We start from the raw sequence: 14,130 nt of genomic DNA, 5'->3' as shown, positions 1-14,130 counted from the left end.
TACTGACAGACCCGACACCCGACAGGTACCGTCCAGACACAGTTCACCCGTGTGGACTAAACCACTGCGGCATCAGCCGTAGCGGATCACCACCTTTACTCGGATCGTCCGGCACGTTCCTGCCGGTGAAGGGGGCTTCACAGCCATGGCAACTGTTTCGTTCGACAAGGCGACCCGGATCTACCCGGGCTCCACCAAGCCGGCCGTCGACGGCCTGGAGATCGAGATCGAGGACGGCGAGTTCCTCGTCCTCGTCGGCCCGTCCGGCTGCGGCAAGTCGACCTCCCTGCGCATGCTCGCGGGTCTCGAGGACGTGAACGGCGGAGCGATCCGCATCGGCGACCGCGACGTGACCCACCTGCCGCCCAAGGACCGGGACATCGCCATGGTGTTCCAGAACTACGCGCTCTACCCGCACATGTCGGTCGCCGACAACATGGGCTTCGCCCTCAAGATCGCCGGCGTGAACAAGGCCGAGATCCGCCAGAAGGTCGAAGAGGCCGCGAAGATCCTCGACCTGTCCGAGTACCTGGACCGCAAGCCGAAGGCCCTCTCCGGTGGTCAGCGCCAGCGCGTGGCCATGGGTCGCGCCATCGTGCGTGAGCCGCAGGTCTTCCTCATGGACGAGCCGCTGTCGAACCTCGACGCCAAGCTCCGTGTGTCCACGCGTACGCAGATCGCGTCGCTGCAGCGCCGCCTCGGCATCACCACCGTCTACGTCACCCACGACCAGGTCGAGGCCATGACGATGGGTGACCGTGTGGCGGTCCTCAAGGACGGTCTGCTGCAGCAGGTCGACACCCCGCGCAACATGTACGACCGCCCGGCCAACCTCTTCGTCGCCGGCTTCATCGGCTCCCCCGCCATGAACCTGGTCGAGGTCCCGATCACCGACGGCGGCGTGAAGTTCGGCAACTCGGTCGTCCCGGTGAACCGCGAGGCGCTGAAGGCCGCCTCCGACGCCGGCGACCGCACCGTCACGGTCGGCGTCCGCCCGGAGCACTTCGACATCGTCGAGGCGGGCGGCGGCGAGGCCGCGAAGTCCCTCACCAAGGACGCCGAGGACTCCCCGGCCGGCCTCGCCGTCTCGGTGAACGTCGTCGAAGAACTCGGCGCCGACGGCTACGTCTACGGCACCGCGCAGGTCGGTGGCGAGGCCAAGGACCTCGTCGTCCGGGTCAACGGCCGCCAGGTCCCCGAGAAGGGCACCCAGCTCCACGTCGTGCCGCGTCCGGGCGAGACCCACGTCTTCTCCTCGTCGACCGGTGAGCGCCTCACCGACTGACATCCCGCCTGTTCCGCCGTGGAGCCCCGCACTTCGGTGCGGGGCTCCACCGCGTTCCGGCCGCTCCCCCGCCCCCCGCGCACGCCGCGTTGTCGACAAATGCCCCGGCACGCCCGCCATTTCGACCCCCGCGCGTCAACACGCGTGAATCAAAACCGGATTACCCATCCCTCGACCGAGTGACTAAATGTCGCCAAATCATCACCGACCGCTACGCTCACTCGCGTGACGCACTCCGCCAACTACACCCAGAAGCCGCGCCGAGGCCGGGGCCCCGCCCGCCGCGTCGGCCGCACCCTCGCTCTCGTCCTGCCGGTGATGCTGGTGCTCTCCGGCACACTCGCGGTCACCCGAGTGAACTGGTCCGGCAGTTCAGCGGACTCGATCCTCACCGCTTCCTCGCAGAACGTCTCGGCGCGCGCCAAGTCGCGTGCCCCCCAGGACGTCCTGCGCGACAAGCTGCTGCTCGAGCTCCAGGACAAGGACCCCGGTATCGCCCTCACCCACCTCCAGCAGGAGATGCACGAGCGGCCGTCCCTCGCCAAGCACTGCGTCTCCATCGCCCGCGCCCTGGGCCGCGCCGCCGTGCAGGCCTACGGTCCCTCCCGCGCCCAGTCCTTCGCCCGCCCTGTCTGCGACACCGCGTTCGCCACGGGCGTCGCCACGGCGGCGCGCGGCTGACGCCCTCACGGCCGGCCGGGAAGGGGCCGACGTACAGTGCGGGCATGACGAGCGCCCAGGCCCAGGACCCGCACACGCACAGCCAGCACCACCCCACACAGGCCGTCGTCCTGGCCGGCGGCCAGGGCTCGCGCCTGCGGCCCTACACCGACGACCGGCCCAAGCCGATGGTCGAGATCCCCGGCACGGGGACCCCGATCATCGGCCATCAGCTTGCCTGGCTCGCCCAAGAGGGCGTGACGGACGCGGTCGTCTCCTGCGGGCATCTCGCCGAGGTGCTCCAGGAGTGGCTCGACGGCGCCGAACTCCCCCTGCGCGTCACCACGGTGGTCGAGAAGGAACCCCTCGGCCGTGGCGGCGGCCTCAAGTACGCCGCCGCGCACCTGCCGCACCCCGACCGGCCCTGGTACGCGACGAACGGCGACATCTGGACCCGGTTCTCGCTGCGCGAGATGGCGGACTTCCACGCCGAGCGCGACGCCACCGCCACCCTCGCCCTGGCCCGCCCCCGCATCCCGTGGGGCGCTGTGGAGACCGACGCGTTCGGCCACATCACGGACTTCGTCGAGGCCCCGCCGTCCCCGTATCTGATCAACGCGGGCGTCTACGTCTTCTCCCCCGACTTCACGGGCCTGCTCCCGGACCGCGGTGACCACGAGCGCACCACGTTCCCGCGCCTGGCCCGCGCCAAGCGTCTCGCCGGGTTCCCGATCCCGCAGGGCGCGTACTGGAGGGCCATCGACACGGCGAAGGACCTCACCGAGGCCGCCAAGGAGCTGGCCGCGCCGGGGCGTTGAGCCCGTCGCCCCCGCAACCTGAAGGGCCCGCACACACGGTGTGTGCGGGCCCTTCAGGTTTCTACGGGGTGTGGTCAGCCGCCGAGTACTCCGCCGAGGAGGCCCCCCGGCTCGTCCCCGCCGCCGGAACCGCCGGAACCGCCGGTGCCGCCACCGGTACCGGCGCCGCCGCCCGTGCCCGTACCGCCGCTGGAGGCGGGTCCGCTGCTGGACGCCGGAGGCTGCTGCTGGGCCGGCGGGGCCGACTGCGGGGGCGCCTGGCCGGTGCCCTGCGTCTGGCTGGGCTGGCCCGCGCCGCTGGCGGTGCCCGTCGCCGGGGCGGATCCCGGTGAGCTCGCGGCGCCGGACGGCTTCGCCGAAGTGGCGCCCTGCGTAGGCGTGTTGGACGCCGACGGGCTCTGCGAGCGGTGCTGCTTGCGGCCGGGCTCCGACGGGAGCGGGGAGCCGGGCAGTTCGTTGCGCGGGGCCTCACCGGGACCGGGGGCGGTGACGCGGCCCGCGTCGCGCACGGCGCCGCCGAGCAGCGAGCCGATGAGCAGGGTCAGGCCGACGACGACGGTCGTCACGACGGTGCCGCGGCGCAGCACGTACCGCCGCAGCTCCCACAGTTCGGCGCGCGGGCCGAGCCGGCGCCAGGCGCCGCCCGCGAGGCGTCCGTCGATGGAGTAGACGGGCGCGCCCGCGATGATCAGCGGGGACCAGGCGGCCAGGTAGATGATGTCGGGCGCGTCGTAGGCGGGCACCGTCTTCCAGCTGACGGTGACGATGAGGGCGGCCGAGAGCAGTACGCCGAAGACGGCCGCGACGCGCTGCCAGAGGCCGAGCACGGTGAGCACGCCGACGACGACCTGGAGGAAGGCGATGCACAGCCCGGCGCCGACGGGGTGCTGGAGGGCGAAGTCGCGCAGGGGTTCGGCGAGGGCCCACGGGTGCAGCGAGTTGAGCCACTTGACCATGGAGCCGCGGTCGCCGCCGTCGAAGTAGACGGGGTCACAGAGCTTGCCCATGCCCGCGTACATGGAGATGAAGCCGAGGAAGACGCGCAGCGGGAGGAGGACGACTCCGAGGTTCATCCGGCGGCCGGGGTAGTACGCGTGCCGCACCGGGTCGGCGCCGTGCCGCCGGGAGGCGTTCCGCTCGTCCCCGTCACCGTACTCGTCGCCGTACTCGTCGCCGACGAACTCGCCGCCGTCATACGGGGGTTCCTCGTACGACGGCTCTTCGAAGGCGCTGCCGGACTGGCGCATCTTCGGGAGGAGGCGGGTGCCCTGCGCGGTGACCGTGGGCAGTTCGCCGGTGGCGTCGTCCCTGAGGTCGCTGTCGAGGTCGATGCGCGGGATGACCTGGGTGGCGCCGCCCTCCCCGCCCTCGAAGCCGTGCCGGGGCAGCGTGCTCTCGCCTGCTCTGCGGGCCGCCTGGAGGAGACCGGTCGCCCCGGGGTCGCCGGGCGCGGACCGGCCGCTCCAGACGACCGGGGCGCGGCGGCGCGCGGCGGCCGCGCCGACGACGGGGATGCGGGCGGTCTGGTCCAGCGAGCCCAGGTGCCGGGCGATGCGGGGGGACTGCGTCTGCTGCGCCCTGGGCAGCTGCACGCGGAAACTCGCGTGATTGACGACGACCTGCGCGGGATCGCACGGCACCTTCACCATGCTCAGCGCGGGACCGTCGTCGAATCCGGAATCGAATCCGGGGCCGAATCCGGGCGAGCGGTCCCCCGTAGGTGTGCGGGGTGTTCTGGTGTCCACACTCATCTAACCGAGTGATGTGTGTTTAGGACACTGCCTTGAGCGCGTGCAAATGTCCGGACCGCGTCAAGATCGCGGCCCGGACACCCGGCTCAGGACCGGCGGCGCGCGGCCTCGTACAGGACGACGCCCGCCGCGACACCGGCGTTGAGGGATTCGGTGCCGCCCGGCATCGGGATCCGCACGCGGTAGTCGCAGGTCTCGCCGACGAGGCGGGACAGGCCCTTGCCCTCGCTGCCGACGACGATGACGACGGGCCCGCCGAGGGCTTCGAGGTCACCGACGGTGTGCTCGCCGTCGGCCGCGAGACCGACGATGGCGATGCCCGCCTTCTTGTACCCCTCGAGAGCGCGCGTCAGGTTCGTGGCGCGGGCGACGGGCGTACGGGCCGCGGCGCCCGCGGACGTCTTCCAGGCACCGGCGGTCATGCCGGCCGCGCGCCGCTCGGGCACGACGACGCCGTGGCCGCCGAACGCGGAGACGGAACGCACGACGGCGCCCAGGTTGCGCGGGTCGGTGACGCCGTCCAGGGCGACGATCAGCGGGTCCTGGCCCTGGTCGTACGCGGCGGCGGCGAGGTCCTCCGGGTGCGCGTACTCGTACGGCGGGACCTGGAGGACGAGGCCTTGGTGGTTGAGGCCGTTCGTCATGCGGTCCAGCTCGGGGCGGGGGGCCTCCATCAGGTGGATGCCGCCGCGCTCACCGGCGAGCTGGAGCGCCTCGCGCACCCGCTCGTCGTTGTCGATGAACTGCTGGACGTAGAGCATCGAGGCGGGCACGCCCTCGCGCAGCGCCTCCACGACGGAGTTGCGGCCGACGACCATCTCGGACGTGCCCTTGCCGCCGCGGCCCTTCAGCGTCGCGGTGCGGCGGGTGGCGGTGGTCTGCTTCGCCTTGGCGCCCGCGATGCGGTTCTTCTTGTGTCCCTTGCGCATCTCGGCGGGCGGCGTCGGACCCTTGCCTTCGAGTCCCCGGCGTCGCTGGCCGCCACTGCCGACCTGCGCGCCCTTCTTGCCGGACATGCGGCGGTTGTTCGCGGCCATGATCTACCTGTCTGTGTGATGCGTATGTGCGTACGTATATGAAGTGTGCCGCCCGGAGGCCCGAGCGGCACATTCGCGCAGGTCGTCAGCGCGGGCCGAGCGTCCAGCGCGGCCCGGTCGGGCTGTCCTCGATGACGAGCCCGGACTGGCCGAGCTGGTCGCGGATGGCGTCGGCGGTCGCCCAGTCCTTGCGGGCGCGAGCGGACTCGCGCTGCTCCAGGACGAGCCGTACAAGGGTGTCGACGGCGCCGTGCAGGTCCTCGCCGCGGTCGGTCTCGCCGGCCCAGTGCGGGTCGAGCGGGTCCAGGCCGAGGACGCCGAGCATCGCGCGCACCTCGGCGAGGCGGGCGACGGCGGCTTCCTTGTCGTCGGCGGCGAGGGCGCTGTTGCCCTGGCGGACGGTGGTGTGGATGATCGCGAGCGCCTGCGGCACGCCGAGGTCGTCGTCCATGGCCTCGGCGAAGCCGGGCGGCACCTCGTCGGCGGGGGCGACGACGCCCCCGGCCTTCTCCACGACGCGCTGCACGAAGCCCTCGATCCGCGCGAACGCCGACTCGGCGTCGCGCAGGGCCTCCTCGCTGTACTCGATGGTCGAGCGGTAGTGCGGGGTGCCGAGGTAGTAGCGCAGCACGATCGGGCGCCAGTCCTTGACCATCTCGGACACGAGGACCGAGTTGCCCAGGGACTTCGACATCTTCTCGCCGCTCATGGTGACCCACGAGTTGTGCACCCAGTACTTGGCGAACTCGTCGCCGAAGGCCTTGGCCTGGGCGATCTCGTTCTCGTGGTGCGGGAAGATCAGGTCGATGCCGCCGCCGTGGATGTCGAAGGCGGTGCCCAGGTACTTGTGGGCCATCGCCGAGCACTCCAGGTGCCAGCCGGGCCGGCCGCGGCCCCACGGAGTCTCCCAGCTGGGCTCCCCGGGCTTGACGGCCTTCCACATGGCGAAGTCGCGCGGGTCGCGCTTGCCGGTCTCGCCGTCGCCGGACGGCTGGCGCAGTTCGTCGAGGTCCTGGTTCGACAGCTCCAGGTAGCCGGGGAAGGAACGCACGTCGAAGTAGACGTTCCCGTCCGCCTCGTAGGCGTGGCCGCGCTCGATGAGGCCGCGCATCATCTCGACCATCTCGGTGACATGACCGGTGGCGCGCGGCTCGTACGTGGGCGGCAGGCAGCCGAGGGCGGTGTAGCCGTCGTTGAACGCGCGCTCGTTCTCGTACCCGATCGACCACCAGGGCCTGCCCTGTTCGGCGGCCTTCTTGATGATCTTGTCGTCGATGTCGGTGACGTTCCGCACGAACGTCACTTCGTAGCCGCGGTACGTGAACCAGCGGCGCATGATGTCGAAGTTGAGGCCGGACCGGATGTGCCCGATGTGCGGAGCGGCCTGCACGGTCGCGCCACAGAGGTAGATCGAGACACAACCCGGTGTCAGCGGGACGAAGTCACGGATCTTCCGGGCGCTGGTGTCGTGCAGGCGAATAGTCACGCCTCCAGGGTAGTGGCCCCAAGGCAGTGCCCCGCGACCCCTTGGGGACACGGGGCGCAACCGTGACGTTGTGACGTGTGTCAGGCCACCGTTCAGATCCGGCCGACGACCTTGCGGGGTGTGATGCGCACGACGACGCGCTCGGCGTCGTCCGCGGAGCGGGGGTTGAACTCCGCGTACTTCTTGCCCGTGTACTTGAGGGACAGCTCGTCGATGAGCTCCTGGCCGCCCTCGGTGGTGAGGTCGGCCGTGCCGCGGATCTCGGCGTACGCGTAGGGGTTGTCGGTGGGCTGCACGACGACGGAGACGCGGGGGTCGCGGCGCAGGTTCTTCTCCTTGCGCCGGCCGACGGTCGTGGAGAACAGCACGTCGTCCCCGTCCCGTTTCACCCAGACAGGCGACACCTGCGGGCTCCCGTCGGGCTGGATGGTGGCGACGGTGATGAAGACGGGGGTGTCGAGCAACGCCTTGAGCTCTTCGGACAGCTGGGCGGACATGGAGCCTCACTCCTTGGGGGGATGCCTGTACGAGTACCCGATATTGCGGCAACATCCGCCCCCGGAGCGGTATTTCAGCCCGTCCTGACGACCAGTGCCGTGGCGATCGCCGCGAGGCCGTCGCCGCGGCCGGGGAAACCCAGGCCGTCGGTGGTGGCGCCGGAGACGGAGACCGGGGCGCCGGCGGCGTCCGACAACACCTTCTGCGCTTCCTCGCGCCGCTTCCCGATCTTCGGCCGGGGACCGATGACCTGTACGGCGACGTTGCCGATGGTGAAGCCCGCCTCGCGCACGATGCGGGCGGCCTCGGTCAGCAGGGTGAGCCCGGCCGCGCCGGACCACTCGGGACGGCCGGTGCCGAAGTGGGCGCCGAGGTCACCGAGCCCGGCGGCGGAGAACAGCGCGTTGCACGCGGCGTGCGCGACGACGTCGGCGTCGGAGTGCCCGGCGAGACCGGGGCCCTCGCCCTCCCACTTCAGGCCGGCGCACCACAACTCGCGGCCCTCTTCGAAGGCGTGGATGTCGGTGCCGATGCCGACGAGGGGGATGACCGGCGGCTCAGAACCCATCGTTGGCCCTCCTGCGGGCGAGTACGGCTTCGGCGAGCACGAGGTCGAGGGGGCGGGTCACCTTGAAGGCCTCCTCGTGCCCGGGCACGACGACGACCGGTTCACCGAGCTGCTCGACCATGCCGGCGTCGTCCGTCACGTTGTCGGTGACGGTCTCGTGGGCGCGCACGAGCGTCGCGCGGTCGAAGCCCTGTGGGGTCTGCACGGCACGCAGCCGGGCCCGTTCGGGCGTCGCGACGACGAGTTCGGGGCCGCCGTCGGTGCGGGCCTCGACCTGCTTGACGGTGTCGGCGAGGGGCAGCGCGGGGACGACGGCGGGGGCCCCTTCGCGTACGGCTTCGATGACGCCGTCGACCGTGTCGACGGGCACCAGGGGACGGGCCGCGTCGTGGACGAGGACGACGTCGATGCCGGGCGGCAGGGCGTCGAGGCCGAGCTTCACGGACTCCTGGCGGGTCTCGCCGCCGGGGACGACGACGAAGTCGGTCCGCTCGGGCAGCGCGTGGTCGGCGAGGAGGGTCTTCACCTCGGCGGCGGACGCCTCGTCGGGCGGGGCGACCACGACGACGAGGGAGACGGACCGCGAGGCGGCCATCGCCCGGACGGCGTGGATGAGCATCGGGGTGCCGTTGAGCGCGCGGAGTGCTTTGGGGGCGCCCGGGCCGAGGCGTACGCCCCGGCCGGCGGCCGGAATCACGGCCGCGGTGCGCGAGGGCCGCGTTTCGTCAGACATCGCTTCCGTTCAGGTTTGTGTGCTCGACCGAGGTGGGTATGGCCAACACCAGTGCCGGGCGCGACGCCTTGACCGGACCCCTTCCGTGACACCGGTCGAGCCAGCTGCCCGGGCCCGGCACACCAACTGAGTCAAGCGGGTAGGGCGCCACGAGTAGACACAGAGTGCGGGTACGAACATGCCGCAGCGCCCGGCGACACCATCAGGGTCAGCGGGCACCGCGGCATTATTCATGCGCCCGGGCTCTCGCCCGGGACTTCTTGTCGCAGCCGCGTGCCGGTCAGGGCACGCGTCAGGACGCGAGAACCTCGTCGAGCAGGGCCTCGGCCTTGTCCTCGTTCGTGTTCTCAGCGAGCGCGAGCTCGCTCACCAGGATCTGCCGTGCCTTGGCGAGCATGCGCTTCTCACCTGCGGACAGTCCGCGCTCACGCTCCCGACGCCACAGGTCACGGACGACTTCCGCGACCTTGATGACATCGCCGGAGGCGAGCTTCTCGAGATTTGCCTTGTAGCGGCGCGACCAGTTCGTGGGCTCTTCGGCGTACGGCGCGCGAAGCACCTCGAAGACCCGGTCGAGACCGTCCTGACCGACCACATCACGTACGCCGACGAACTCCGCATTGTCCGCTGGCACACGCACCGTCAGGTCACCCTGCGCGACCTTCAGCACCAAGTAGGTCTTGTCCACGCCTTTGATCTGGCGAGTTTCGATAGCCTCGATCAGCGCGGCCCCGTGATGGGGATAGACCACGGTGTCGCCAACCTTGAACGTCATGTGACAGGTACCCCTTCCGTGGCTATCCAGGGTAACACGGAAACGGCGTCTTCTGAATGGCGTTTTCGCAGGTCAGGGCATATCTCGGGGCTTGACAACCACAACCGGAACGTGCTGCGGAGGGCCTGTGGAAGGAGGTATTCGCAGGTGGGAGCGGCTCTTCGGTAGAGCCGAAACGCGCACGTTACACCTACCTGGAACGACCCGCAGAGGGTCGAACGTCCCGGTTTGCGCGGTTCGAAGCGCCACGCTTCCGCTACTCCGTTCGGTGACTCGGAGACGCGTGCGACCCGAATCCGGAATTGATCACCGTGGCGGGTGATCAATTTTCCGTACCGCCATGCATTCCTTACCGGAAATCCGCAGGAGCGGTCCAGCGGCCCTTATGTGAATGGTGAACGGGAGGCCAATGCGGCCTGTCACGTTTGGTGAGGTGAGAGGGGCCGAGGGGGTCGGCGGGGGTGTGATCGCGGGTGGGGCGGGGCGTGCGCGCCCCGGTCGGAGCGGGGGATCGGCCGGTGCCGAGATCCATCCGAAACCCCCTAGGGGCGGGTCGGGTGCAGCGGCGCGCGAACGGCTCGGTAACCTAAGCCCGCTGACAGACCCTTAGGGCGGCTTTACACCCGTCCAGGGCGTCCAGACCCTTACCGCCCACGTTCAAGGAGTTGCCGCCGCCGTGAGCAGCAGCCTTCGACGCGGCGCCCTCGCCGCCGCCGCCCTCGCGTTCTCGATCGCCTCGCTCGCCGCGTGCGGCGCCGGAAACAATGCCCAGACGCTGGAGGTCAAGCCGGACAACGCGGAGACCTCCGTCGGGGACATCCGGATCCAGAACGCCACCGTGATCACGCAGCCCGACCTGAAGTCCACGGGTCCGGCCGTCGTGACCGCGACGCTCTTCAACAATGGCTCCAAGGCCCAGACCCTCGACTCGATCGTGCTCGACGGCGTCGGCAAGAAGGCCGAGCTGTCGGCCGCCGACGGCAAGTCGACCGTGAAGATCCCGGCCGGTGGCTCCCTCGTGCTCGGCGGGAAGGGCAACGCGTCCGCGCAGCTGCCCAACAGCCGCACCGCCGACCTCGACGGTGACGTGAAGGCGCTGACCTTCACGTTCAGCACCACGGGCGCCGTCAAGATCCAGTCGTTCGTCGTGCCGGCCGAGAGCTACTTCAAGAAGTGGGGGCCGAGCGAGATCCCGGCCGTGCCGAGCACGGAGCCGTCGGAGTCCGCGTCCGGCTCCGCGACGCCCTCCGGGTCGGCCACCCCGTCCGGCTCCGCCTCGCCGTCCGAGTCGGCCTCGGGCAGCCCGGCCGCCGGGCACTGATCACGTACGCAATGGCGAAGGGCGGGACCCCCGGTGGGGGTCCCGCCCTTCGGCGTTCCGTGGCTGGGTCACCGCCGTGACCCGGCGCTCTACGGCTCGAACTTGTAGCCAAGGCCGCGCACCGTCACCAGGTAGCGCGGGGCTCCCGGGTCGGGCTCGATCTTGGCGCGCAGACGCTTGACGTGGACGTCGAGGGTCTTGGTGTCGCCCACGTAGTCGGCGCCCCACACGCGGTCGATCAGCTGCATGCGGGTCAGGACGCGGCCCGCGTTGCGCAGGAGCATCTCCAGGAGGTCGAACTCCTTGAGGGGCAGGTCGACCTTGGAACCGGAGACCGTGACGACGTGGCGGTCCACGTCCATGCGGACCGGGCCGGCCTCCAGGGCCTGCGGGGCGACCTCCTCGGGCTCGCCCCGGCGGCGCAGGACCGCGCGGATGCGGGCGACCAGCTCGCGGGACGAGAAGGGCTTGGTGACGTAGTCGTCGGCTCCTATCTCGAGGCCCACGACCTTGTCGATCTCGCTGTCCTTGGCGGTCACCATGATGACGGGGACGTTGGACCGGCCGCGCAGCTGGCGGCAGACCTCGGTGCCGGGCAGGCCCGGCAGCATCAGGTCGAGCAGGACGAGGTCGGCGCCGTTGCGCTCGAACTCGTCGAGTCCGTCGGGGCCGGTGGCCGCGATGGCGACCTCGAAACCCTCCTTGCGGAGCATGTACGACAGGGCGTCGGAGAAGGATTCCTCGTCCTCGACGACGAGCACTCGGGTCACGGAAGGACCTCCGGGGCGGCAGGAATGGGATCGTATGCGGTTGTCTCGTCGGGCCCGTCGGCGTCATTGCCGTCGTGGTGTCCGTATGCGTCGCCGCCTACGTGTCCTGGGCCGCGGTCGCGGGTCGCGCCTGCCTCCGGCAGCCGCAGGGTGAACGTGGAGCCCTGGCCTTCGGAGCTCCATACGGTGACTTCCCCGCCGTGCGAGGCAGCCACATGCTTGACGATGGCAAGGCCGAGGCCGGTGCCGCCGGTGGCCCGGGAGCGGGCCGGGTCGACCCGGTAGAAGCGCTCGAAGATGCGCTCCTTGTCCTTTTCGGAGATGCCGAGGCCCTGGTCGGTGACCGCCACTTCTATGAGGTCTCCGCCAGGTGCGCTGACCCGGCGCGCGGCTATGCCCACGCGGGTTCGGGCCGGGCTGTAGTTGACGGCGTTCTCGACGAGGTTGCCGAGAGCCGCGGCGAGCTGGCCGCGGTTGCCCCAGATCTGGAGGTCCGCGGTGCCTCCCGCGGCCATGGTGATCTGCTTCGTGCCGGCCTGGTGGCGGCAGCGGTCGATCGCCTCGGCGACGAGTTCGTCGACGCGGACCGGCTCGGCGTCCTCCAGCGGGTCGTCGTTCTGCACCCGGGACAGGTCGATGAGCTCCTGGACCAGGTTCGTCAGGCGGGTCGCCTCGATCTGCATCCTGCCTGCGAAGCGCTCCACCGCCTCCGGGTCGTCGGACGCGTCCATGACCGCCTCGGAGAGGAGGCTGAGCGCGCCGACCGGGGTCTTCAGCTCGTGGCTGACGTTCGCCACGAAGTCGCGGCGGACCGCCTCGATGCGGCGGGCCTCCGTCAGGTCCTCCACGAGGAGCAGGACCAGGCGGGAGCCGAGGGGGGCCACCCGTGCGGAGACCGCGAGGGCGTCCCCGCGGCCGGTGCCGCGGCGGGGCAGGTCGAGCTCGACCTGCCGTATCTCTCCGTCACGGCGGGTGTCCCTGGCCATGAGGAGCATCGGCTCCACGGCCAGTTTGCCGCCTCTGACCAGGCCGAGGGCGTACGCCGCCGAGCTGGCCTTGACCACGCTGTCCGCCTCGTCCAGGACGACGGCGGAGGAGCGCAGTACGGAGAGGACGGTGTCGACGCCGGGCGGAAGGACCGGGTCCGTGTGCAGGGAAGTACGGGTGGGGCGTTTCTGGTCGCGTTCGCTCCAGCGAAACGCCAGCATGGCGATCACGCCGGTGCACACCCCGGCGATCGCTGCCGCTGCGGCGACCGCCGCGTTCACGTCCATGCCCCCAGGTTATGCGCCTCGTCAGCACTGCCCACAGCCGTCCGAGTGGTACCTCGAACACTCGTCGCCCAGAGTTCACCTTGGGTACAGGGGTGATTCATTCGGGGTGACGGAAACGGACGCGTACAGGGCCGAACGTGGGAGCGTGGGGCACAACAGCCCCACGCAGTGAGTGAGAGGGACAGTTGTATGCGTGACGCGTACCACGAGGAACTTGACTCGATCGGCGAGGGCCTGGTCGAGATGGCCCGCCTTGTCGGGTCGGCGATCGGGCGCGCCACCACGGCCATGCTCGACGCCGACCTGAAGCTGGCCGAGAGTGTCATCGCGGCGGACCAGAAGGTCGACGATCTGCAGCATGACCTGGAGGCGAGGGCGATTGCCCTGCTCGCGCGCCAGCAGCCCGTCGCCACGGATCTGCGGATCGTCGTGACCTCGCTGCGGATGAGCGCGGACCTGGAGCGCAGCGGTGACCTGGCGCAGCACGTCGCCAAGCTCGCCCGGCTGCGGTTCCCGGACCAGGCCGTTCCGCACGACCTGCACGCGACCGTGCTGGAGATGGGGCAGCTCGCGCAGCGGCTCATGGCGAAGTCCGCCGAGGTCATCATCACCAAGGACGTCGACCTCGCGCTTCAGCTGGAGCAGGACGACGACGAGATGGACCAGCTGCACCGGACGCTGTTCCAGCATCTGATGGACGACCGGTGGAAGCACGGCATCGAGACCGCCGTGGACGTGACGCTGCTGGGCCGTTACTACGAGCGCTTCGCCGATCACGCGGTCTCCGTGGCCAAGCGTGTGGTGTATCTCGTGACCGGTGAGCACGCCGACGAGATCCAGGCGCCGCAGCCGCAGCCTGTCGACGGCAGCTGAGCCGGTCCCCTCTCGGGGTGACCTGTCGGACGGGGGCCCCGCACCTGTGTGGTGCGGGGCCCCCGTCACGTTCCGTCGTGTCAGCCCGAGCAGCCGCCGCACTGGCACGGCGCGCCCGACTGGCAGCCGCAGCCGCAGCCCGAGCCGCAGCCGCAGGCGCCTAGCAGGACCAGCCGGTGCGGCTGCGCGACTTCCGTGGGCTGCTCTGCGACGGCTTCTGGGGTGGGGGACTCGGCCATGGTGTTCCCTCCTCGGGGCGAACTGCCTGTCCCTCAGTTCAT

At 70.6% G+C, this 14,130-nt stretch carries 15 protein-coding genes; 5 read left to right on the top strand and 10 right to left on the bottom strand.

Going from position 1 to position 14,130, the window contains the following annotated elements; all coding sequences use genetic code 11:
* Nucleotides 1-145: 145 nt before the first annotated feature.
* The 3 genes from OG456_RS19875 to OG456_RS19865 all read left to right on the top strand — a co-directional run bounded on the left by OG456_RS19875 (nt 146) and on the right by OG456_RS19865 (nt 2,763).
* On the top strand, nt 146-1,285 hold the full coding sequence (locus OG456_RS19875) for an ABC transporter ATP-binding protein (protein WP_266562841.1): 1,140 nt from the start codon (nt 146-148) through the stop codon (nt 1,283-1,285).
* Nucleotides 1,286-1,510: 225 nt separating this feature from the next.
* Nucleotides 1,511-1,966 (top strand): hypothetical protein, encoded by a 456-nt coding sequence (locus OG456_RS19870; RefSeq protein WP_116512325.1) that lies wholly within the window; start codon nt 1,511-1,513, stop codon nt 1,964-1,966.
* 44 nt (nt 1,967-2,010) lie between these two features.
* On the top strand, nt 2,011-2,763 hold the full coding sequence (locus tag OG456_RS19865) for a nucleotidyltransferase family protein (RefSeq protein ID WP_266562838.1): 753 nt from the start codon (nt 2,011-2,013) through the stop codon (nt 2,761-2,763).
* 74 nt (nt 2,764-2,837) lie between these two features.
* Here the strand turns inward: OG456_RS19865 and OG456_RS19860 are convergent, their stop codons facing one another.
* The 7 genes from OG456_RS19860 to OG456_RS19830 form a co-directional block, all read right to left on the bottom strand.
* Nucleotides 2,838-4,508, bottom strand: coding sequence for a DoxX family protein (locus tag OG456_RS19860; RefSeq protein WP_266569344.1), 1,671 nt, complete (start codon nt 4,506-4,508; stop codon nt 2,838-2,840).
* Between the two features lie 92 nt (nt 4,509-4,600).
* The gene (gene rlmB, locus OG456_RS19855) at nt 4,601-5,551 is read right to left on the bottom strand and encodes a 23S rRNA (guanosine(2251)-2'-O)-methyltransferase RlmB (RefSeq protein WP_266562836.1); all 951 of its coding nucleotides are present in this window, start codon (nt 5,549-5,551) and stop codon (nt 4,601-4,603) included.
* A gap of 85 nt (nt 5,552-5,636) precedes the next feature.
* Nucleotides 5,637-7,037, bottom strand: a complete 1,401-nt coding sequence (cysS, locus tag OG456_RS19850; protein WP_266562833.1) for a cysteine--tRNA ligase — start codon at nt 7,035-7,037, stop codon at nt 5,637-5,639.
* A 92-nt stretch (nt 7,038-7,129) separates the two neighbouring features.
* Nucleotides 7,130-7,534, bottom strand: coding sequence for a PPOX class F420-dependent oxidoreductase (locus OG456_RS19845; protein WP_266562831.1), 405 nt, complete (start codon nt 7,532-7,534; stop codon nt 7,130-7,132).
* Between the two features lie 74 nt (nt 7,535-7,608).
* Complete coding sequence (gene ispF / locus OG456_RS19840) at nt 7,609-8,103, bottom strand: 2-C-methyl-D-erythritol 2,4-cyclodiphosphate synthase (RefSeq protein WP_266562829.1); 495 nt, start codon at nt 8,101-8,103, stop codon at nt 7,609-7,611.
* A complete protein-coding gene (ispD, locus tag OG456_RS19835; RefSeq protein ID WP_266562827.1) occupies nt 8,093-8,836 on the bottom strand; it encodes a 2-C-methyl-D-erythritol 4-phosphate cytidylyltransferase in 744 nt (247 codons plus the stop codon). The genes ispF and ispD overlap by 11 nt, the downstream gene beginning before the upstream one ends.
* A 292-nt stretch (nt 8,837-9,128) precedes the next feature.
* Nucleotides 9,129-9,611, bottom strand: coding sequence for a CarD family transcriptional regulator (locus OG456_RS19830; protein ID WP_003953493.1), 483 nt, complete (start codon nt 9,609-9,611; stop codon nt 9,129-9,131).
* Nucleotides 9,612-10,287: 676 nt separating this feature from the next.
* Here OG456_RS19830 and OG456_RS19825 point away from each other — a divergent pair.
* Nucleotides 10,288-10,932 (top strand): DUF461 domain-containing protein, encoded by a 645-nt coding sequence (locus OG456_RS19825; RefSeq protein ID WP_266562825.1) that lies wholly within the window; start codon nt 10,288-10,290, stop codon nt 10,930-10,932.
* 89 nt (nt 10,933-11,021) lie between these two features.
* Here OG456_RS19825 and OG456_RS19820 read toward each other — a convergent pair whose 3' ends face one another.
* A complete protein-coding gene (locus OG456_RS19820; RefSeq protein ID WP_018527980.1) occupies nt 11,022-11,702 on the bottom strand; it encodes a response regulator transcription factor in 681 nt (226 codons plus the stop codon).
* On the bottom strand, nt 11,699-12,976 hold the full coding sequence (locus OG456_RS19815) for a cell wall metabolism sensor histidine kinase WalK (RefSeq protein ID WP_266562821.1): 1,278 nt from the start codon (nt 12,974-12,976) through the stop codon (nt 11,699-11,701). Before OG456_RS19815 ends, OG456_RS19820 begins: the two co-directional genes overlap by 4 nt.
* A gap of 189 nt (nt 12,977-13,165) precedes the next feature.
* Here OG456_RS19815 and phoU point away from each other — a divergent pair, with 189 nt between their 5' ends.
* Entirely contained in the window at nt 13,166-13,849 is a 684-nt protein-coding gene (gene phoU / locus OG456_RS19810; RefSeq protein WP_266562819.1) for a phosphate signaling complex protein PhoU, read from the top strand.
* An 80-nt stretch (nt 13,850-13,929) separates the two neighbouring features.
* Here phoU and OG456_RS19805 read toward each other — a convergent pair whose 3' ends face one another.
* Nucleotides 13,930-14,088 (bottom strand): hypothetical protein, encoded by a 159-nt coding sequence (locus tag OG456_RS19805; RefSeq protein ID WP_165914669.1) that lies wholly within the window; start codon nt 14,086-14,088, stop codon nt 13,930-13,932.
* Nucleotides 14,089-14,130 lie beyond the last annotated feature (42 nt).

It is taken from the genome of Streptomyces sp. NBC_01446, assembly GCF_026340095.1.
Lineage (GTDB): Bacteria > Actinomycetota > Actinomycetes > Streptomycetales > Streptomycetaceae > Streptomyces > Streptomyces aureus.
This window is presented reverse-complemented; position numbering and strand designations above follow the sequence as displayed.